The sequence below is a fragment of the Sediminivirga luteola genome, assembly GCF_014639315.1.
GTDB lineage: Bacteria > Actinomycetota > Actinomycetes > Actinomycetales > Brevibacteriaceae > Sediminivirga > Sediminivirga luteola.
Window position 1 is genome coordinate 150158 of the sequence record NZ_BMFY01000007.1, and the last position, 19723, is coordinate 169880.

Genomic DNA, 19723 nt, shown 5'->3' on the forward strand with positions numbered 1-19723 from the left:
ACCTGCGTCCGTAGGAGCCCTGGAGCTCCTACGGGCGCTGGTTCCGAGCGTTCGATGGGCTGCTCAGTCCTCCACGAGGATGAGCCCGGTGAACATCGTCCCGTTGGGCGTGATCATGGCGTCGAGTCCCTGACCGTAGGTGATGTCGGGCCGCATCGCGAAGGGCACGTAGTCGGCGGCGGCGTACATCGCAGACTCCGCCTGCTCCCAGCTGCCGCAGGCCTCGGCCCCGGTGAGACTGCTGGATTCGGCGACGATCTCATCGAAGTCAGGATTGGACACCCCTGCATAGTTGTTGCCCTGCGGGGGCGTCGGACCGGAGACGAAGGACGCGAGCACATTGGGCACCGAGTAGTTCGAGGCCAGCCAGATGACATCCAGCTCCGAGGAAGCCCCCTCGGTCGTGACGCGCTCGAGGAAAGCGTTCGCGTCCGTGCCGTGGTGGTTGACGCCCACCCCGATCGCCGCCCACTGCTCAGCCATCAGCTCCGCGGCCGCAGAGTTCTCCGGCCAGCGAGTGTTCCAGGCGAACTCCAGGACGAGTTCCTCGCCGTCCTTGGCCCGGATGCCGTCGGAACCCTGCACCCAGCCGGCCTCGTCGAGCATCGCCTCGGCATCGGCCACGTCCGTGGCAGGCAGGTTCGGAGTCGCGGCATCGTACTGGCAGATCTGCGGATCGAGCACCGCCAGGCGCTGAGCGCGTTCGCCCTTGCCGGCCGTCTGCACCTGCATGAGAGAGTCGAGGTCGAGCGCCTTGGTCAGGGCGACGCGCACGTCCTCATCCGCGGTGGGCTGACCCTCGGCCTGGCTGTAGGCGAAGCCGCCGGTCACCAGCCTGCTCTCGATCAGGGGATCGACCGAGGCCGCAACCCGATCCTCGTCCGGACCCTGCACCGCGGCCATGTTCAGCTCGCCGGACAGCAGCAGGTTCGCCCGGGTACTGGGATTCTCGATGATCCGGATCTGGACGTTCTTCGGCACGCCCTCGGTCGAGCCGTCCGGGCCGCCCTCGGGAGCCCAGGCGTAGTCGTCCCGGCGCTCCAGCGTGTAGTGGTCGCCGGGGACCGCCTCGGTCATCTGGTAGAGACCGGTGCCGTTGGTCGTCGAGGCGACACTGTCCGGATCGTCGAGTGCGCCCTGGCAGTAGATCGGATGGATGCCCAGCTGCGGCAGCAGGAAGGAATTGGGATTCTCCGTCGTGAGGGTGACGGTGCGGGCCGCCTCATCGTGCTCGACCTGTGCATCGGCGGGAACCACCAGGCCGACGAAGGTCGAGCCGTTGTCCGGATCGAGGATCCACCGGTAGTTGTTCGCCACCGTCTCCGCGGTCATCTCCGTGCCGTCGGAGCACATCGCCCCCTCACGGATGGTGAACTGCAACGAGGTGGGGGTCTCCTCCCAGTCCTCGGCCAGCCAGCCCTGCGCCTCACCGTTCTGGTCGAAATAGACGGGGGACTCATAGGCCCAGGGGTAGACGTAGCTGAGCGTGGCGCTGGAGTTGACGTGGCGGAAGAGGTTGCCGGGGTCCTCGTTGATGGCATAGCTGAGCGTGCCGTCGATCACCGGCTCACCGCTGCTCTCGGAGCTTCCCGCGCCGGAGCCGGAGCCACAGGCGGAGAGAGTGAGCGCGCCGGCGGCCACCAGCGCAGCAATGGAGCGTTTCGTCATCATGGTTCCCCTTGAGATTGTGCTCAGGTTGAGATTGTCCTCAGGCGGAGCGGAGGTCTTCTACTGCCGCGGCAGCGAGTGCGCCGATGGCACGGTCGAAATCGGGCGCATTGCCCGCGGGGGTGGGCAGCCGCAGGAACACGGCCACCGCATAGCGGCCGGAGTCCGGGTACTCCACGACCCCCACCTCATTGCGGACATAAGGCAGCGTTCCCGTCTTCCCGCTGGTCTTCACCGCATCGCCGGGGAACCCCGAGCGCAGACGGTGCGACCACACCTGCAGGCCCAGGATCCTCCGGGCCTCGGCGCAGGCCTCGGGGGCCAGTCCCTCGTCCTTCCACAGCATGCCCAGCAGCCGGGTGGTTTCGCGTGGAGTGGTCCGGTTGGTGCGCGCGGGATCCAGCGCCCGCGTGCGCAGCAGGGCGCCGGCGTCGTCGAAATAGCTGTCCGGCGCCTCAAGGCCCTGGGCGGCTAGATCCTCGTCGATCGTCGCGAACAGATGGGCGCAGTCGCCCTCGAGCACGGTGCCGGGCAGCCCCAGCTCCGCCATCCGGGCGTTGATGCGGTCCCAGCCCACGATGTCCATGGCGACATCGGTCGCACGGTTGTCGGAAACGCTCATCATCGACAGGCACAGGTCGCGGAAGGAGAGCGAGACGGGATCGGAGAACACGGAGATCCCGGTGGGCCCGGCCACCGCGAAGTCTTCCGCGCCGAGCTCCACCCGGCGGCGAGCGTCGAGTTCGCCTGCAGCGATCTGAGCGCAGGCCTCCACCAGCACCGGGATCTTGAAGACGCTCGCGGCGACCACCGCGGAGTCCTCCCGCAGGCCCGTCTCCACGCCCCGGTCCAGATCGATGGCATGCAGATATGCCGTGAGTCCCAGGCTGGACTCGAGCTCTGCGGCCGTGTTCTGCAGTCCCATGCCAACATCATCTGAGATGTGGCGCAGAACACGCTTCAGAGTTCAGGACAAATTCGCCCCCTCCCCTTCGTCCGCGCTGACAGTCGCCTGCCGGAGACCGGGAGGGGAACAGCCCGGGCAGCACCGTCCTTGTCGTACCGGACAAGGCGGGCGCCGAACACTGCACCAATTCCACGATGCGGTCAGGCCGGGTGACAGGACATCCTGATGACGATGACGATTGAAAGGAACACCACAGTGGGCGCGTCCGCAGATGTACTCTCCCCGCATCACCTGGCACGGGATGCCCGGTTACTGGCCCAGCACGCCTGCGCCGGTGCCGGACTCGTGATCCGCGAGGCCCACGACGCAGCGGTGTGTGACGACATCGCCGAGGTGCTGAGCGCCGTGTGGATGAAGCCCGACCACCCGATCATCGATCCTGCCCTGCTGATCGCGATGACGCACGCGGGCAATCTCAGCTTCCTGGCCGTTCGGGATGGCCGGCCCGTGGGCGCGGCGGTGGGGTTCTGTGGTCCTCCCGGGATGCCCTTCCACTCGCACATCGTGGGTCTGCTCCCGGAGTCCACCGGCCGCGGCCTCGGGCAGGCCGTCAAGCTGTATCAGCGGGCCTGGTGCCTGGAACGCGGCATCACTGTGATGACCTGGACCTTCGACCCTCTGGTGGGGCGCAATGCCTACTTCAACATCCAGCGTCTGGGAGCCCGCCCGGCCGAGTACCTGCCGGAGTTCTACGGCGCGATGAACGACTCGATCAACACCGGTCAGCTCTCCGATCGCATGTTCATGCGCTGGGAGCTCACCTCCGCGCCTCCCGCTCTGGGTGCGATACCCGCGGCGCGGGGCGCGGAAGGGGCACACGCCGCGGTCGCGGACGTCGGCGGCCGCCCCTCCGGGTACCGTGCTCCGGAGAACACCGATGCGGCCGTGACCCTGGCGGTCCCCCGGGACATCGAATACCTGCGGCGCGAGGACCCGGAGCTGGCGCACGAGTGGCGACTGCACACCCGGGCCGCCTTCGCCGAGCTGTTCGCCCAGGGCTGGACCGTCACCGGATTCACCCGCTCCAGTCAGTACGTCCTCCATCATCAGGGCTCTTGAGAAGAGGGGCCTTACGAAAGGGTAGAAGAACATGAAGCTCCTGGCAGCACGTCTCCACCACCTCGAACTGCCACTGGTCTCGCCGTTCACCACCTCCTTCATGACGCAGACGCACAAGCGGTGCTTCCTGGTCGAGATGGAGCTGGAGACCACGGACGGCACCGTGGTCACCGGCTGGGGCGAGAACGTCGCCCTCGACCGCCCCTTCTACTCCCCGGAGCACCTCGACGGCTCCGCCGAGGTGGTGGCCCGCTGGCTGGTGCCGGAGCTGGTGGCGGCCGGAGAGATCACCGCGGAGACCGTGCACCATCACCTCCGCCGGGTGATCGGCAATCCGATGGCGAAGGCCTCGGTGGAGATGGCTGTGCTCGACGCCCAGCTCCGGTCCGAGGGCAAGTCCTTCGCCTCCTATCTGGGCGCGGTCTCGAGCGCTGTGCCATCCGGCGTGTCCGTGGGCATCCAGGACTCGGTGGCCCAGACGGTGCGCGTGGTGGGAGGCTACATCGACGAGGGCTATGCGCGGATCAAGCTGAAGATCCAGCCGGGCGCGGACATCGAGCACGTCGCCGCGGTGCGCCGGGAGTTCGGCGATGAGCTGCTGTTCCAGGTGGACGCCAATGCGGCCTACACCCTGGTCGACGCCGCGCACCTGCGCCGCCTGGACGAGTACGGCCTGCTGCTGATCGAGCAGCCGCTGGGCGAAGCGGATCTGCGTCAGCACGCAGAGCTGGCCAAGCAGATGTCCACCCCGATCTGCCTGGACGAGTCGATCGACTCCGCCGAGACCGCCGCCGACGCGATCTCACTGGGCTCCGCCGCGGTGATCAACATCAAGCCCGGCCGGGTGGGCGGATACCTCGAAGCCCGCCGGATCCACGACATCGCCCGCGCCCACGGCATCGCGGTGTGGTGCGGCGGCATGCTGGAAACGGGAATCGGCCGTGCAGCGAACGCGGCACTGGCAGCACTGCCCGGCTTCACCCTGCCCGGGGACATCTCCGGCTCGGACAGGTTCTACGCCCTGGACATCACCACCGAGCCCATCCGCATGCACGACGGCGTGGTGGACGTGCCAGCCGGCCCGGGCTTCGGCATCGAGGTGGACCCGGACCGGGTCGCCGAGTTCCGCACCGCTCTCGTGGAGATCCAGCTGTGAGCCGCGCACCCGTCCTCGACGACCTCACCCGGATCGTCGATCCCCAGACCCCGGCGCTGTTCCCCGGGGGCTCGGCGCTCGTCTACGCCGCCGTCCACCACCCGGCAGAGGGCCCGGCCGTGTCCGAGCTGCGCGTGCTGAGCCTCCCGGCGTCCGAGCTCGCGGACGCGGCCCAGGAAGGTACGGAGCGCGGGCCGGAGCAGGCACGCACCCTCACCTCCGGCGACCTCGACTCGAACCCCGCAGTCTCCCCCGACGGCTCTACCGTGGTGTTCACCCGCAAGGCTGAGGGCAGGCCCGCCCTGTTCTCCATCCCCGCCGAGGGCGGGGAGCCGGTGGCACTCACCTCCGGGCTCACGGTTGCCGGGATGCCGGTGTTCTCCCCGGACGGCGAGCACATCGCCTTCACCGCGCTGGCCGACGACAGCGCCGCGGATCCCACGCCTCCCCTGGTGATCGACGGCGAGCCCGCGCACAAGGTCGACGGCCTCGGCTGGGTGGGCACCGCCCGCCTGCAGGTGTTCGTGATGCCCGCCGCGGGCGGCGAGGCCGTGCGGCTGACCGAGTCCGGCAACTGCACCGCCCCCGCCTGGTCTCCGGACGGCACCACTCTTGCCTTCGCGCACACGGATCACGATGAGCAGGGGGTGCCCTTCACCCGCAGGGTGGGACTGGTGGATCTCGCCGCACCCGGTACCTCCGTGCGCTTCCCCTTCTCCCAGACCGGCATGTTCTCCCAGACAGGCATGGGCGGGCCCCTGCTGTGGTCCCCGGACGGCGCCTGGCTGGTGGCGATCGGGGAGGCCCGCACCCCGGTGGGGATCAACCGGCTGCTGCGGCTGGACCCGGACAGCGGCGATATCACCCCGCTCACCGCCGGGCTCGACCGCAATGTGATGGGCGGCGGGCCCGGCTACCCCGGCGGCGCGCCGGCCTGGGGTGCGGACGGACGGATCTGGTTCTGCGTGCGCGAGGGCGGCCAGACCGCGCTGCGCTCCCTGGATCCCGCCGCGGAGTCCGGTGACATCCGCAGCCATGAGCTGGGCGATGGCGCTGTGATCAGTGGTCTGTCCATGGCCGGCGGCACCGCCGTGGTGCGGCTCTCGGATCCGGACCTGCAAGGCGAGATCTTCTCTCTCGACACCGCCAGCGGCGCTGTCACCCAGCTCACCCGGCACTGGGAGGAGGAGCTTCCCGAGGTGTCTTTCCTGTCGGCACGCCCGGTGAGTTTCACGATCTCCGACGGCACCCGGGTGCACGGCTGGCTGCTGCGCGACCCCGCCACCCAGGGCCCCGCACCCACGCTGCTCGACATCCACGGCGGGCCGCACAACGCCTGGACGGGAGTGGCCGACGCCGCCCACCTGTATCAGCAGGTGCTGGCGGCCCGCGGCTGGAATGTGCTCACCCTCAATCCCCGCGCCTCCGACGGCTACGGCGAGGAGTTCTTCACCGCGGCGGTGGGAGCCTGGGGCGAGGCCGATGAGCAGGACTTCCTCGAGCCCCTCGACACCCTGGCGGACCAGGGGCTGGTGGATCCGCAGAGGGTGGCGGTGACCGGCTACAGCTACGGCGGTTTCATGACCTGCTGGCTCAGCAGCCGCCACCCGGAGCGCTTCGCGGCGGCCGTGCCCGGAGGCCTGGTCTCCGAGCTCCACACCCTCGCGGCCTCCAGCGATCTGGGGCGTTACCTGCGCGATATCGAGACCGGCGCGGGCAATGCCGAACGCCTGTCGCCGGCCAGCTACGTGGACGCGGTCACCGCCCCCACCCTGGTGCTCCACGGCCAGGAGGATCAACGCTGCCCGCTGGCCCAGGGCGAGCTCTGGTACTCACGTCTGCAGGAGAACGGCGTGCCCTCGCGCATGGTCGTCTACCCCGGGGGCTCTCATCTGTTCATTCTCAACGGCCCGGTCTCTCACCGGGTCGATTACAACCAGCGGATCATCGACTGGGTGGTGGAGCACACACAGGCTTCGAGCCTCAAAGACTAGGCACGGCGGAGATCAACTCGCGGGTGTAGTCGTGCTGCGGGTTCTCCATCACGTCCAGGGTCTCGCCCACCTCCACCAGACGGCCCGCGCGCATCACGGCCACCCGGTCGCTGACGATCCGCACGACAGCCAGATTGTGGCTGATGAACAGCACTGAGAAGCCCAGTTCCTGCTGCAGGTCCCGCAAGAGATTGAGCACCGAGCCCTGCACGGACACGTCCAGCGCCGAGGTGATCTCGTCAGCGAGGATCACCGACGGCCGGGCCGCGATCGCACGCGCCACCGCAATCCGCTGCCGCTGGCCGCCGGACAGCTGGGCGGGCATGCGCTGGGCGTATTCCGCCGGCAGCGCAACCGAATCCAGCAACCCGGAGATCTCGTCTCGGCGGGCCCGCGGGGACGGCACGCTCGTGCCCTCCCTGCGGTGCGCGGCGACAAGCGCCTCATCAAGCGACTGGCCGATGGTGCGGCGCGGATCGAAACAGGACTGCGGGTCCTGGAAGACCATCTGCACCCGGCGGCGCTCCCGTGCCACGGGTCCACGGGCGCGGGAAATCTCCGTGTCCCCCAGCAGGATCCTGCCGGAAGACGGCTCGGTGAGACCCACCGCCGCGCGGGCCAGCGTGGACTTCCCGGACCCGGATTCACCCACCAGACCCAGAATCTCTCCCGGCTCCAGGCGGAGATCGACTGAGTCGACGGCGGTGAATGCCGCGGCCCCGTGACCATAGATCACAGAGACGGACTCGAAGGATAACTGCGGATTCATCGCTTCTCCTCCTGGACCAGCGGATCGGACGTTCTTTCCACGTCTCCATCCAGTCGTTCGGCATCGCCACGCATGGCGGCATCAGCGTCGCCGCGCACCACCTCGACTCCGGCGGCCCTGCCCGCAGCGCAACCATCGCCGCCGCCGGAGAAGTCCGCCTCATCCGGAATGGAGGCCATGGGCTCTCCTCGCGGAGTGGTCATGGTCGGGACGGTGTCCATCAGCGCGCGGGTGTAGGCGTGCGCCGCCCGCCCGGCACGCAGGTCTTCAGAGCTGATGTCCTCGACCAGCCTGCCCCGGTACATCACCAGGACGCGGGTGCACAGTGAGGTGACGACCGCGATGTCGTGCGAGACGAACATGATGGCGGTTCCGTCTTCCTCATTGATTCGCCTGAGCAGGGTGAGGATCTCCGCCTGGACGGTGACATCGAGCGCGGTAGTCGGTTCATCGGCGAGAATCAGCGAGGGTTTGCCCATCAACCCGGCGGCGATCATCGCGCGCTGGCGCATGCCTCCGGAATACTCGTGAGGATACTGGCCGTAGCGGCGCTCCGCGTCCGGGATGCGCACGGCTTCAAGCCGTTCGATCGCTGCCTCGCGTGCCTCCCTGCGGTTCATCCCCAGGTGCAGCAGACCTGCCTCGGCCACCTGCGAGCCCACGTGCAGGGCGGGATTGAGCGAGGACATGGGGTCCTGGAACACCATCGCCATACGCTTCCCGAAGTGATGGTCGAGGCTCGCAGGGTGGCCGCCTGCCCGCAGTGTGAGGTCCTCCCCGTCGAAACGCGCAGCGTCAGCGGACACATGCAGCGAGGGGTCCAGCAGGCCCGCCATGGACATCAGGGTGAGGCTCTTGCCGGAACCGGATTCCCCCACCACGCCCACGATCTCCCCTCGGGCTACATCGAAGGACACCCCGTCCACCAGGGTGCGTACATCATCCCTGCCGTGGGGCGCGCAGACGCGGAGGTTGCGCACGGCCAGCACCGAGTCCTCGGCGAAGGGCGCCGGGACTCCCGCCGGCTCAGTCTCGTTTTCCGCTGTCTGCGCCCGAAGCCTCCGCAGCACCCGTGAAGACAGGCTGCGATGGGTGTCCGGGGTGAGCGCCTTGCCCAGGATCTCGCCGAGCAGCACGAAGGTGAGCCCGGCAAGAATGATCGCGATACCCGGCACCAGGGCCGCTGCGGGGGTCACGAAGATCCGGCTGACGCCCTCGTTGAGCATGCGACCCCAGTCGTACTGGGGAACCTGGATGCCCAGGCCCAGGAAGGACAGGCCGGCGAAGGACACCAGCGCCCCGCCAGCAGTGATCGCGGCATTCACCAGCAGCGGGTCCCGCACATTGGGCAGCACGTGCCGCAGCACGATCTGCCATGTGGGCACTCCCAGCACGCGGGCGGCGGAGATGTAGTCGCGGCCCCAGACGGAGGCGGCGAGGTTGTGGGTGAGGCGCCCGTAGTTGGGCAGCATGGCGATGGCGATCGCCAGCGTCGCCGCCGTTCCGCTCTGTCCCAGGATGACGGAGAAGGCGATCGCCAGAAGCAGGCCGGGGAAGGCCACCCCGATGTTGATGCCGGCCACGATCCAGCGCCCGGCCCTGCCGCCAAGGATGAGCGGCAGCAGGCCCACGAGGACGCCGGAAAGCACACCGGCCACGGTCGCCATGAGAGCCATGGATACGGAGAGCTGAGTGGCAGCCAACGTGCGTAGCAGGATGTCGCGTCCGCTGCCGTCGGTGCCGAAGAGATGCTCGTCGCTGGGTGGCTGGGATATCTGGGTGGTGTCCGTCACCGCAGCCCTCTCACCCCAGATCGCTGGAGCGAAGAGGGTGAGGAACAGCAACGTGCCGCAGGCGAGAAGCGCGAGAACGCCCAGGGGCGTCCGCAAGGCGGCGAGGAGACGACGTGCCGTGGTCATGATGTGTCCAATGCGGTCCGCGGATCCAGCAGGATCAGGACGATGTCGATGATGAGGTTGATGAGCAGCACCAGGGCGCCGTAGAAGATGATGATCCCTTGCACCAGCGGGTAATCCTGGTTCTGGATCGACTCGACGATGACGCCACCCAGGCCGGGCCAGGCGAAGATGTTCTCCACCAGCACGGTGCCGGCGATCATGCTTCCGAGCAGCAGGCCAGAGATGGTGAGTGTCGAGGTCAGTAGATTGGGGAGCACGTGCTTGCCGTAGAGACGTACCGCGGGCATGCGCTTGGCGCGTGCCGTGCGGACGTAGTCCTGCTGGAGGACGGTGAGGGTCTCGGCGCGGACGATCCTGGTGAGCGATGCCGTCGGGCCCAGCGCCAGGGCGATCACCGGGAGCAGGTAGGACTCGAGGCCGGAGCGTCCGGCCACCGGCAGTATGTCCATATTCACGGCGAACAGGTAGACGAGGATGACGCCCGCGAGGAACTCGGGGATCACGGCGACGATCGCGGAGACCGACGTGAAACCCACCTCGACGCCATGCCGGCGGCCACCGCGGGTGATCGCGCCGAAGAACAGGCCCAGGCAGACCGCGAGCACGAGGGCGATGGCCACGGCGGCGAGGGCGAGTTCGAGTGTGGCTGGTGCCCGGCTGAGGATCACATCGAGGACAGGCATTCGCGAGGTGATCGATTCGCCCATGTCTCCGGTGAACAGCCCGACCCAGAAGGTGAGGTACTGCACGATCACCGGCTTGTCCAAGCCCAGCTGGATTCGGCGAGCTTCGATTACCTCGGGCGGAGCGTTCTCACCGGCGGATATGCGCGCAGGGTCACCCGGGATCAGCTGGACAAGCAGAAACGAGACCGTCACCAGTACGAACAGTGAAATCACGAAGTACATGCCGCGGCGCAGCAGATAGGAGACCCAGGGATTCTGCGCGCGGAACGCCGTGCGCCCCGGTGCGGCAGCCGGAGTTCCACCCGCCGCGGGGCTTACTGGAGTGACTGACAAACGGCCCCCTCATACCTCATCGGTCTGTCGCGGTCGTTTCAGTATCGTCAGCCGGAGAGTTCCTTGACATCGTGTGATCTGCCAGGCCTCTGATGCCCGCGTTGTACAGATGACCAAGAGGTTCGCGCGCCGTTCCCTCATTCCTGCGACGCAGGAGCACTCAGTTCCGGCGCGATCCGCAGCAGCAGCTGGGCGGCGAACCGCGCCTCGGGATCCCCAAGGTCCATGTCCCCGATCTCCGCCAGCCGTCGCAGGCGGTAGCGCAGCGTGTTGGGATGCACGTGCAGCATGTCCGCCGCCGCGGACACGTCGCCCATGCAGTCCAGCCAGGAGCGCAGGGTCTCGATGAACTGCGTGTCGTGCACCTGATCGTGCGCCCACAACCGGGCGACCGGGCCGGTGACCGTCGTCTTGCCCGCGGCGACGCGGTCGCGTAACTCCAGCAGGAGCGCCTCGACGTGCACCCGCGAGAACAAGGCCACGGAGGACTCGCTGTCACCCTGCTCCATCCGCACCCGCAGCGCCCGGCGGGCTCCTTCACGGGCGGTGAGCAGCTCCCGGGAACTGCTCACGATCGGCCCGATGCCCATCGCTAGCGGGGTGCGCCGCCCCACCCGGGCGAGGATGTCATCGGCCAGGCGCAACGCGTGGGCTTCCCCGGCTTCCATCGACTGCACGGGGAGCACACCGAAGATCGTGTCCCCCAGCAGCGCGACACAGGCAGCCGGATGTACAGCCGCCAGATGGACGACCACCGCATCGGCCACCCGCTGACGTTCGATCGCGGCATCGGCCTTCCTCGTCCTCAGCCCCAGGACTCCGGCGGCGAACACAGCGATAGGCGAATCGTCGATCCCCAAGCGCTCCAGGGCATAGTCGGCACCGTCTCCGCCTTCGAGCGCAGTGCTCAGCAGATCCGCTCGTAGCCGGCGATCCACATTCGCCCCAGCGCGCAGGCGCAGCAGGTGGAGCGCCACGACCTTGGACACATCGCGGAACACCGCCATCTGCTCGGGGCTGAAGGTCTCCGGCACCGCTGCCCAGATGGAACCCAGGATCTCGCCGCCCGCGCGCACGGCAATGGCGACACGCCCTTTGATCTCGGTGTCGTCCGAGGTGAGCTGGATGTAAACGGGCTCCTCCGAGGAATACAGTCGCTCGAAGAAGCCGGACTCCATCAGCATGCGGAGATACGGCTCCGGCACCTGACGTTCCAGAATGGTCTCGATCCGCGGGGAATCGGCCTCGTCCTGCCTGCTGGAGAAGGCGAGTACCCGCGAATTGCGGTCTTCGATGGTGACCGGTGCGTCCAGTAGGGAAGAGATCGCATTCGCCACGGCGAAAAGGTCACCGCTGGGCAGACCGTCAATGGTCTCGCTCTCGCTGGTGATCGCGGGCTCGGCCAGCAGCGAGTAGATCATGGAGCTGAGCTGTGTCCAGGAGGCTCCTCGGGTGAGCCCCAGCAAGGCGACCCCGTGGACGCCTGCGAGTTCCGCCGTCGCCGCCTCGAGTGCCACGGGTTCACGCAGGATCAGAGCGCTCGCTCCGCCTAGCGCCATCTCTCTGAGGACGCCGACGAGGTCCGGGCCCTCGCTCAGGCCTACGCCCAGCACGACCAGCCCGGGTGAGACCAGCATGTCGTCGAGAGGGTCGTACACGCTCACGCCGGTCACCCGGCGAGTGGGCTCCGGCACTTCCGCCAGGGGCGCGAGAAAGGTGGAACCCAGGTCCTCAAGCATCCGCTCCAGAGTGAGGAGCGGCCGCTGCGGAGGATCCGTGCGCGGACCGGCGGTACCGTCGTCGTGATGAGGAGAGGACACGGGAAACATCCCTGTATCTAATCAGATCCGTCCTGCTCCCTGGAACCGCGCGATTGCCATGCCACAGCGCATTTTTCCGGCGTCTTCGCGTCCCGCCACCCCATGACCGGCAAGGTCCCCTGGGCATCTTGAGAGCCGGAAGGCGCACACAGATCCTCGCGCGGGCCGGGCACCGCAGTCCGCTTGTACTACCAACTCGTGCCAGCCATGAGGGGCATGATGTCGTACCGACCGCTGGTGATATCTTCGACAGCGTCCGTCCTCCGCAGGGGGCCTCAGCGTCGAAAGGCCATCATGAACCGGTCATCCATTCAGCTCCCGCCAGGACTTCTGCCCGCCGCTGAGGCGAGGCTGGAGCAGATGATCGCCGATATCCGCACCCTGGTGGAGGTCGAGACGCCCTCCTCCGATCTGGAGGCGGTCGCGGCCGGCGCGGCAGAGGTCGCGCGGCTGATGCGGGAGCGACTGGGCGCCGGCCCGGAGACCATCGTGATCGACGGGGTGACGCACCTGCGGCTGCGGTTCGGCGACGGGCCAGCGCGGGTGGTCCTGGTCAACCACCAGGACACGGTCTGGCCGCACGGCACGCTGAACCGGCTCCCGTTCACCGCCGAGGACGGCGTGCTGCGCGGCCCCGGGGTCTTCGATATGCTCACCGGCCTGGTCATGTCCGTGCACGCGGCGGCACTCGTCGCGCAGAGCGGCCGCCCCCTGGAAGGACTGAGCATCCTGGTCACCGGTGATGAGGAAGTCGGCTCGATCACCTCACGGGATTTGATCCTCACGGAAGCTGCCGAGGCCCGCGCCGTCTACGTGATGGAGGCCGCCGCCGATGGCGCCCTGAAAGTGGCACGCAAGGGCGTGGCGATGTACCAGGTGACCGTGCACGGCCGTTCCTCCCATGCGGGACTCGACCCGGAGAAGGGCATCAACGCCGGCGTCGGCCTGGGACTGCTGCTGCCGCAGATCGCCGCTCTGTCGGACCCGCAGGCCGGTACCACCGTGACACCCACGGTGCTCTCCGGCGGGACCACCACCAATACGGTGCCGGCCGAGGCGCGGGTGCAGGTGGATTCGCGTGCCGCCTCCCGGGCGGAACAGGAGCGGGTGGACGCGGCGATCAGGGCGCTGCCGGAGCCGATCCCCGGCGCGACGGTGACTGTGACCGGCGGGATCAACCGGCCGGTGATGCCCCGCGCGGCCGCCGAAGAACTCCTGGCCGAGGCCAGGCGGGTCGCTGCGGAGCTGGGCCTGGCAGAGCCGGAGGCGGTTGAGGTCGGCGGTGCTTCCGACGGGAACTTCACCGGCGGCGCCGGCATCCCGACCCTGGACGGCCTGGGCGCCGCGGGAGCCGGCGCGCACGCGGACCACGAGCACGCGATCATCGCCGAGATCGCTCCCCGGACGGCTCTTCTGGCCGGACTCATCAGCGCCCGGCTGTAAGCCCGCCCTCGCGCGGTCCGGCCGCCTGGCGGGTGGCGCTCCGGGAGACGATGCACCCGCTCATGACCGCCGGCTGGACCGTCGCGGGCATCGACGCAGAGGGCACCTATGTGCTTGTGCCCGGCGATGGCAGAAAGCGAACATCCGAGCACAGCGGAGTGAATGAGCACAGCCCGGGCACCGGGTGAAAGAACGTTTCGCGGAATTCTTCGCGCGTTCACTAGAATCCCGCCGAAAATTATTTACCCGTAAAGACTCTCTCAACCCCGTGCGGGCGCGTTGGTGAGCGGCAGCGGATGCGCACGGGAACGATCAGAAGGATATCCGCCCAGGTCACCTGCGCCATCGAGGCGAAGATGCCATAGGAGACAGGGCTCCTCATCCGGACGCCTTCACCTGCCCCGGTGAGACCGCACGCGGATTCAGGCGCCGGTCAGTTTTCCCGGTTTTCCTGAGAATTCCCTTGACCGGAGAATCGCCCGGGCAATAGCCTTCGAATAGTCGGCGGACACCAGTGCCCACCGGCTCCACCGGCTATCCACTGCTTGACCTTTGAGAGGACACCGTTCGCATGAGCACGCCTGAAACCACTCCCACGCGCCGCCCTCGCGCTCGCACCGCCCTCGCGCTCGCACCGTCCTCGCGGCGGCGGGCGTCGTCGGCCTGGCCACCGCCCTGACCCTGACCACCGCCCAGTGGCAGGACGACGCGACAATCTCCGGTGACGTCACCACCGGTACCTTTGAAATCACGGTCGATCCGAGCGACCTCGGCTTCGACGATGACTTCGGTCCCGGCGACACCCAGAGCGGCACCTACACCCTGTTGAACGAGTCCAGCGTCGACGCCTACATCACCCTCGACATCTCCGGCTTCACCGCTACCGATGTCTGGGACCTCGAGGTGACCGCCGATGGCGAGCCTGTCTTCGAGGGCGACCCCGCCGGCGCCGGCACGACCGACCTCGCTCTCAGCACCGACTCCGTGTTCGGCCCCAACGAGTCCGCAAGCATCGGCATCTCGCTGACCCTGGTGGACCCGGAGACGGGCAGCGCACCCGAGGGCGTCACCGACACGGCGACCTTCACCTTCAACGGCACCAGCGAGATCCCCACGGACGACGGCCCGGGCCCCGTCGAGTAACGAACACGCCCGGGAGGGCCGGCGCCGCCTCGGCAGCGGCGTCGGCCCTCCCCGGGCCCGCCGGGCCGCATAAGCGCCCGGCGGCCGCTGACGGCCCGATGGGTATCCACCTTGCAGTGACCGGGAGATGATGACCACGCCTGAGCACACCACCGCGTCCGGCACGCGGCGCCGTCCGCAGCGCCGGCGTTCTGCGCTCGGCACGGCGTGGTCGGTGCTGGTGACCGTGGTCGCGGTGGTGACGATCGGCCTCACGATCGCCGCCTACACCGGGCTGCTGGGCGTCCGCGCCATCACGTCCAGCTCGATGCAGCCCACGCTGAACGCCGGCGATATGATCATCAGCCGCACGGTCCCCGCAGCCGAAGCCCAGATCGGCGATATCGCCACGCTGCAGCATCCGGACGGTCATGTGGTGACACACCGCGTGCTCGCCAATGAGCCCGATCCGGAAGGCCCGGAAGGCACCGGCCGGCTCATCACGATGCAGGGCGACGACAACGACGTCGCCGATCCGAGACCCTATCCCGCGACGGAGGTCGATGTGATGCTCATCCGGGTTCCCTACCTGGGCGGGGTCTTCCGGGCGGTGTCACAGCCGCCGGTCAGTTACATCGCCCTCGGATCGCTCGCCCTGCTCCTGGCCTCCGGGTTCATGCCGGCCCGCCGGCGCAGCACCGAAGCGCAGGAGCGTCCCACCTCATGAGACACCTCACGGAGCGCTCCCCCTCCGCACTCTCCACCAGTCCGCCCCGGAGCGGGGATGTGCACCGGCCGGACAGCAGCCCGCAGAGCCGGGCCAGCGGCATGTACATGCGCCGCGTCAGCAGCCTGCTGCGACGGCACGGTTCCGATGCCGCCAGGTCCGGTGCGCCCGGTACCGGCGGCGCGCGCCGGAACGGCACGCCGCGACTCGTCGGCGTCGGCCTGGCCGCCGGAGTGCTCAGCGCGTTCCTCCTGGCCGGCGCTCCCGCCCTCGCCGTCACCACGCCGCCTGGGCTGGAGGTCACGTACCCGGACGGCCCCGTCCGCCTGGAGACCCTCGCGCCTGGCGGCACCGTGCGCGGCTACGCGAACGTCCAGAACACGCGGCCCGATGAGGCCGCCATCGAGCTGAGCAGCGACTGGCCCGGCGCCGCCGCGGCTGACGGGCTGATCACCCTCCGCGCCCACGTGTGCACGCAGGCCTGGCAGGCCGGCGAGTGCGCCCCGGGCGCCTGGGAGGTCCCGCTGGACACGGCTCCCGCGCCGGCCGGCACGCTCGGCGCGGGGCAGAGCTGGTTCCTGCAGCTCACCGCGCAGCTGGACGCCGCGGCACCGAACGACACCCAGGACCTGCGGCTTCCCTTCACCGTCACGGTGCACGCCTCCGGCGATGGCGACGGCCCGCCCGGGGAACCTCCGGACGGCAGCGAACCGCCACCACCCGGAGGCGAGCCGCCTGCGCCGCCCGAGGCCTCGCCGCCCGGGGATCCGTTGCCGCGAACCGGCCTCGGGGTGTTCTCCCTGCTGGTGGCGGCCGCGGCGCTCATTGCCGGCGGCACCGCCCTCCTCGCCCGGATACGGCACGACGGCAGGCCCCGCTCGTAACCGGGGCACTGCACGCCACCTCCCGGGTTCCCGCACACCGCAGCGGGGAGCACGCCACAGTGGACATCCTGACCGGTCCGGCCCGGGAAACGACTCCGCCCGCCACTCACCGGCACCGTGCGGCGGTACCGGGGAGCAGCGGGCGGGCGCTACGCGGTCGTTCAGCCCAGGAACGGCCTCAGATCGGGGTAGCCGGTCGTCGCCCAAGCGCCGTCGACGATGAGATTGTCCCCGGAGATGTACGAGGCGTCGTCACTGGCGAGGAAGACGGCCGCGGCGGCGATCTCCTCCGGTTCGGCCGGGCGGCGGAAGGGGATCCGCTCGAAATACGCCTCATCCACGCCCGGAATGCTCCGCAGTCCCTGGGTCAGCGGTGTAGCCACCAGGCCCGGGGAGACCGCGTTGACGCGGATGCCGTGCTCACCCAGCTCCAGAGCCGCCTGCTTGGTGAGCATGACGGCGCCGGCTTTGGATGCGGTGTAACCGACCCCGAGGAACATGGGCACCACGGAGTTCAGCGAGGCGACGTTGACGATGGCGCCAGCTTTGCCCTCGGCGAGGAACTGGCGCGCTGCCAGCCGGGTGCCGAGGAACGCGCTGTGCAGGTTCAACCGGACGGTGAAGTCCCAGTCCTCATAGCTGATCTCGGTGAGAGAGCCCGCCCTGCTGCCCCCTGCGACGTTGAACATCAGATCGAGCGTGCCATGCTGCTCCACGGTGCGGGCCACCACGCTGGCGAAGGCGTCCTCGTCGGTGACATCGGCGCGCTCACCGCTCACCTGCGGCCCGTAAGCCCGTCCCGCCTCGGCCACCAGCTCCTCGTTGATGTCGACTGCGACGACCCGCGCACCTTCGGCGGCAAGGCGTTCGGTGATCTTCGCGCCGATCCCGGAGACACCTCCCGTGACGATCGCGACTTTGCCGGAAAAACGCTCTGTCATGGTGGTTCCCTCCTCGTGTACAGGCCGCGTCGCCTGCACCTTCAGCCTACAGTTATCGGACAGATGTTGTATAGACGCCATCGCGTCCTCAGTGCGGACGCATCGCGCCAGCACCGGGCCCTCACGCATCGGCACGATTCCGGCATCGGCAAGCGAGCCCGGACCCGAATCCGTGGTGCTGTGCCGCACCCGACGGCCCCGGCGTATCGACTGCCCCGCACGCCGGCGCGCAGGCACAGCGGCCGTAGCGCATGATGGAGGGATGGATCCGCGACAGCAGCGCACCTGGGCCCGCCTCGGAACGGCGGTGCGCACCCTCGCCTCCGCCCGCCCCATCACGGAGGTGACCGTGGCCGAACTCGCCCAGGCCGCTGGCATCTCCCGCGACACGTTCTACCGGCACGCAGCCGGCCCCGCCGATCTCCTGGCCGCGGTGCTGCGCCACGAACTGGAGGCCGCCATCGGCGCTGTCCGCCGGGAGGTCTCCCCGGAAGACCGCAGCGGTTACGTGAACGCCGCCGAGCGGGCCATGCTGGAGCACATCGCCGAGCACCGGGCGATCTACCGCAACGCAATGACGCCGCGGCTGGCGGACCCGGTGCGCGCCATGCTCCTCTCCTGGCTGGAAGAAGGCCTGTCCGAGCTGGTCGCGGAGTTCCCGGGGATGGTCCCGGCGGCGGAGGGCCTGCCGCAGGCGACCCAGAATCGCCTCGCTGTCGCCTATGCCGCTTCCGGCACCGTCGGGGCCATCGAGAGCTGGCTCGCCGGGGAGGAACAAGCCCCGGGCGCTGGCCCGCGCGACGCCGCCCGGGCCATCATCGCGGTCTCACCGGCGTGGTGGCTGCGCTGACCGGGGAAAGGACGACTGGGGCGTGTGCTCCTCGGAGCGTGCCGGCTGACGGCGCCCGTATGTCAGGCGGCGAAGCACCAGCTCGGCCGGCCCTCGGACGCCCCGGCTCTCGAGCAGGAACGCGAGGGGAAGACTGATCAGCCAGACGCCGATGGCGATGGACACGGCCACCGCCGTGCCGAGCCGTCCACCGAGACCGAACGCCCACGCTGAGAGCAGCGGCGCCAGCAGGACCGACTGCAGCAGGTAGAAGCTCAGCGAGCGTTTGCCGATGCCGGTGACGGCCCGGGACAGGATGCCGCGCGCCTGGCCCATGCGCCGGGCCAGCAAGCCGAAGGCCGCGGCGTAGCCGATGCCCCCGGCGAGTCCGCCGCCTTGAGCCAGCAGGCTGAGCATGCTCAGCGTCGCGTCGCCGCCGGGGATGACACCCAGGTACGCCAGTGCCGCGGGGATTCCGGTGAGCCACGCGATGGCGATGCCGTACCCGGCCAGCAGGCGCAGCGTCCGGGTGTGCTCCGCCGGGCGGTCGAGCAACCCGTGGCGCGCAGCCAGGACCCCGGCCAGGATGCAGAAGGGCACGAAGAAGGTGAAGAGCTGCCCCAGCAGGATGACCAGCCAGATGGCCACGCGCAGCAGCATCGCCAGGCCGTAGGGCTCGATTCCGCTCATGGAATCGCGGACCCAGTCGACGCCGAAGGCCTGCGCCTGCATGCCGCCCGTCTCCGCCGGATCCACGACCGCTTCCAGCAGGCTGAGGCCGCCCATCGCATAGACGCCGACCACCATCGTGGACATCGCCAGGCCGCCGAGTGCGACCAGCCAGTACTGGATGGTCTCGGTCCGGCGGAAGACCAAGAGCCATCCGATCAGGAGACCGAGCAGACCGTACAGACCCAGGATGTCCCCGGCGAAGAGCAGCGCGGCATGCAGCAAGCCGAAGGCGATCAGCCACCAGTGGCGTCGGCGCAGCTGCCGGCGGATGTCGGTTTCCCCGAGGCCCGCCGCCGTGCGGGACCGGCAGAACTGGACCATCCCGTAGCCGAAGAGGAAGGCGAACATCGGATAGATGCGGCCGTCGACGAAGACCACGAGCAGCGCCGCGATGACGCGGTCGCCAGGTCCCCCGTCGGTGGGATGGACCAGGTAGGCGCCACCCTCGTGACCCCACAGGTACCAGGAGACATTCGCGACGGCGATCAGCAGCAGCATCATGCCGCGCGCGAGGTCGGGGGCCAGAGCCCGGGGGACGGCGGGGGAGGGCGGGGGCGCGGACGCGACGGCCTGACTCATGGGGTCCTTACGTTGTCGGGGATACGGTCCCTGCCGTCATCGTATCGGCCCGGCCGGACAGACCGCACGCGTCGCTCCGGGCGGGAGACCCGTCG

15 protein-coding genes and 1 pseudogene are annotated in these 19723 nt (G+C 69.0%); 8 read left to right on the top strand and 8 right to left on the bottom strand.

All coding sequences use genetic code 11. From position 1 onward, the window contains the following. Positions 1 to 63: 63 nt before the first annotated feature. Both IEW13_RS09555 and IEW13_RS09560 read right to left on the bottom strand, forming a co-directional pair. A complete protein-coding gene (locus IEW13_RS09555; RefSeq protein ID WP_188550701.1) occupies positions 64 to 1671 on the bottom strand; it encodes an ABC transporter substrate-binding protein in 1608 nt (535 codons plus the stop codon). Between the two features lie 37 nt (positions 1672 to 1708). After that, positions 1709 to 2593: a serine hydrolase gene (locus IEW13_RS09560; RefSeq protein WP_188550702.1), complete on the bottom strand. Its 885-nt coding sequence runs from the start codon at positions 2591 to 2593 to the stop codon at positions 1709 to 1711. A gap of 207 nt (positions 2594 to 2800) precedes the next feature. Between IEW13_RS09560 and IEW13_RS09565 the strand changes: the two genes are divergently transcribed. The 3 genes from IEW13_RS09565 to IEW13_RS09575 are packed head-to-tail and all read left to right on the top strand — an operon-like array spanning position 2801 to position 6844. After that, positions 2801 to 3694, top strand: coding sequence for a hypothetical protein (locus IEW13_RS09565; protein WP_188550703.1), 894 nt, complete (start codon positions 2801 to 2803; stop codon positions 3692 to 3694). A gap of 31 nt (positions 3695 to 3725) precedes the next feature. Then, positions 3726 to 4850, top strand: a complete 1125-nt coding sequence (menC, locus tag IEW13_RS09570; RefSeq protein WP_188550704.1) for an o-succinylbenzoate synthase — start codon at positions 3726 to 3728, stop codon at positions 4848 to 4850. Continuing rightward, complete coding sequence (locus IEW13_RS09575) at positions 4847 to 6844, top strand: S9 family peptidase (protein WP_188550705.1); 1998 nt, start codon at positions 4847 to 4849, stop codon at positions 6842 to 6844. The genes menC and IEW13_RS09575 overlap by 4 nt, the downstream gene beginning before the upstream one ends. Here the strand turns inward: IEW13_RS09575 and IEW13_RS09580 are convergent. The 4 genes from IEW13_RS09580 to IEW13_RS09595 form a co-directional block, all read right to left on the bottom strand. Continuing rightward, positions 6834 to 7613: an ABC transporter ATP-binding protein gene (locus tag IEW13_RS09580; protein ID WP_188550706.1), complete on the bottom strand. Its 780-nt coding sequence runs from the start codon at positions 7611 to 7613 to the stop codon at positions 6834 to 6836. The genes IEW13_RS09575 and IEW13_RS09580 overlap by 11 nt on opposite strands. Beyond that, positions 7610 to 9532: a dipeptide/oligopeptide/nickel ABC transporter permease/ATP-binding protein gene (locus IEW13_RS09585; protein ID WP_229745057.1), complete on the bottom strand. Its 1923-nt coding sequence runs from the start codon at positions 9530 to 9532 to the stop codon at positions 7610 to 7612. Before IEW13_RS09585 ends, IEW13_RS09580 begins: the two co-directional genes overlap by 4 nt. Continuing rightward, positions 9529 to 10551 (bottom strand): ABC transporter permease, encoded by a 1023-nt coding sequence (locus IEW13_RS09590; RefSeq protein ID WP_229745058.1) that lies wholly within the window; start codon positions 10549 to 10551, stop codon positions 9529 to 9531. Before IEW13_RS09590 ends, IEW13_RS09585 begins: the two co-directional genes overlap by 4 nt. A gap of 137 nt (positions 10552 to 10688) precedes the next feature. Beyond that, a complete protein-coding gene (locus IEW13_RS09595) occupies positions 10689 to 12371 on the bottom strand; it encodes a PucR family transcriptional regulator (RefSeq protein WP_229745059.1) in 1683 nt (560 codons plus the stop codon). Positions 12372 to 12665: 294 nt separating this feature from the next. Here IEW13_RS09595 and IEW13_RS09600 point away from each other — a divergent pair, with 294 nt between their 5' ends. From IEW13_RS09600 to IEW13_RS09615, 4 genes and pseudogenes are all read left to right on the top strand, one after another. After that, a complete protein-coding gene (locus IEW13_RS09600; RefSeq protein WP_188550707.1) occupies positions 12666 to 13814 on the top strand; it encodes a M20/M25/M40 family metallo-hydrolase in 1149 nt (382 codons plus the stop codon). Positions 13815 to 14471: 657 nt separating this feature from the next. After that, positions 14472 to 14957: pseudogene (locus tag IEW13_RS09605) on the top strand (hypothetical protein); the annotation flags it as partial. Positions 14958 to 15084: 127 nt separating this feature from the next. After that, positions 15085 to 15663: a signal peptidase I gene (locus IEW13_RS09610; RefSeq protein WP_188550708.1), complete on the top strand. Its 579-nt coding sequence runs from the start codon at positions 15085 to 15087 to the stop codon at positions 15661 to 15663. Next, positions 15660 to 16547 carry a hypothetical protein gene (locus IEW13_RS09615; RefSeq protein WP_188550709.1) on the top strand — a complete coding sequence of 296 codons (888 nt, stop codon included), beginning with the start codon at positions 15660 to 15662 and terminating at the stop codon, positions 16545 to 16547. The genes IEW13_RS09610 and IEW13_RS09615 overlap by 4 nt, the downstream gene beginning before the upstream one ends. A 161-nt stretch (positions 16548 to 16708) precedes the next feature. On the opposite strand, the gene IEW13_RS09620 is transcribed toward IEW13_RS09615, so the two are convergent. Beyond that, positions 16709 to 17488 (bottom strand): SDR family NAD(P)-dependent oxidoreductase, encoded by a 780-nt coding sequence (locus IEW13_RS09620; protein ID WP_188550710.1) that lies wholly within the window; start codon positions 17486 to 17488, stop codon positions 16709 to 16711. A 262-nt stretch (positions 17489 to 17750) separates the two neighbouring features. Between IEW13_RS09620 and IEW13_RS09625 the strand changes: the two genes are divergently transcribed. After that, entirely contained in the window at positions 17751 to 18338 is a 588-nt protein-coding gene (locus IEW13_RS09625) for a TetR/AcrR family transcriptional regulator (protein WP_188550711.1), read from the top strand. Here IEW13_RS09625 and IEW13_RS09630 read toward each other — a convergent pair. Further along, on the bottom strand, positions 18315 to 19628 hold the full coding sequence (locus IEW13_RS09630) for a DUF418 domain-containing protein (RefSeq protein WP_229745060.1): 1314 nt from the start codon (positions 19626 to 19628) through the stop codon (positions 18315 to 18317). The two genes, IEW13_RS09625 and IEW13_RS09630, sit on opposite strands and share 24 nt — an antisense overlap. Between the last annotated feature and the right edge of the window lie 95 nt (positions 19629 to 19723).

Bases quoted from the DNA above. Each gene is read 5' to 3' on its own strand.
- IEW13_RS09555 (WP_188550701.1), bottom strand. From the start codon at position 1,671: ATGATGACGAAACGCTCCATTGCTGCGCTGGTGGCCGCCGGCGCGCTC.
- IEW13_RS09560 (WP_188550702.1), bottom strand. From the start codon at position 2,593: ATGGGACTGCAGAACACGGCCGCAGAGCTCGAGTCCAGCCTGGGACTC.
- IEW13_RS09565 (WP_188550703.1), top strand. From the start codon at position 2,801: ATGACGATGACGATTGAAAGGAACACCACAGTGGGCGCGTCCGCAGAT.
- menC (WP_188550704.1), top strand. From the start codon at position 3,726: ATGAAGCTCCTGGCAGCACGTCTCCACCACCTCGAACTGCCACTGGTC.
- IEW13_RS09580 (WP_188550706.1), bottom strand. From the start codon at position 7,613: ATGAATCCGCAGTTATCCTTCGAGTCCGTCTCTGTGATCTATGGTCAC.
- IEW13_RS09585 (WP_229745057.1), bottom strand. From the start codon at position 9,532: ATGACCACGGCACGTCGTCTCCTCGCCGCCTTGCGGACGCCCCTGGGC.
- IEW13_RS09600 (WP_188550707.1), top strand. From the start codon at position 12,666: ATGAACCGGTCATCCATTCAGCTCCCGCCAGGACTTCTGCCCGCCGCT.
- IEW13_RS09610 (WP_188550708.1), top strand. From the start codon at position 15,085: ATGATGACCACGCCTGAGCACACCACCGCGTCCGGCACGCGGCGCCGT.
- IEW13_RS09615 (WP_188550709.1), top strand. From the start codon at position 15,660: ATGAGACACCTCACGGAGCGCTCCCCCTCCGCACTCTCCACCAGTCCG.
- IEW13_RS09620 (WP_188550710.1), bottom strand. From the start codon at position 17,488: ATGACAGAGCGTTTTTCCGGCAAAGTCGCGATCGTCACGGGAGGTGTC.
- IEW13_RS09625 (WP_188550711.1), top strand. From the start codon at position 17,751: ATGGATCCGCGACAGCAGCGCACCTGGGCCCGCCTCGGAACGGCGGTG.
- IEW13_RS09630 (WP_229745060.1), bottom strand. From the start codon at position 19,628: ATGAGTCAGGCCGTCGCGTCCGCGCCCCCGCCCTCCCCCGCCGTCCCC.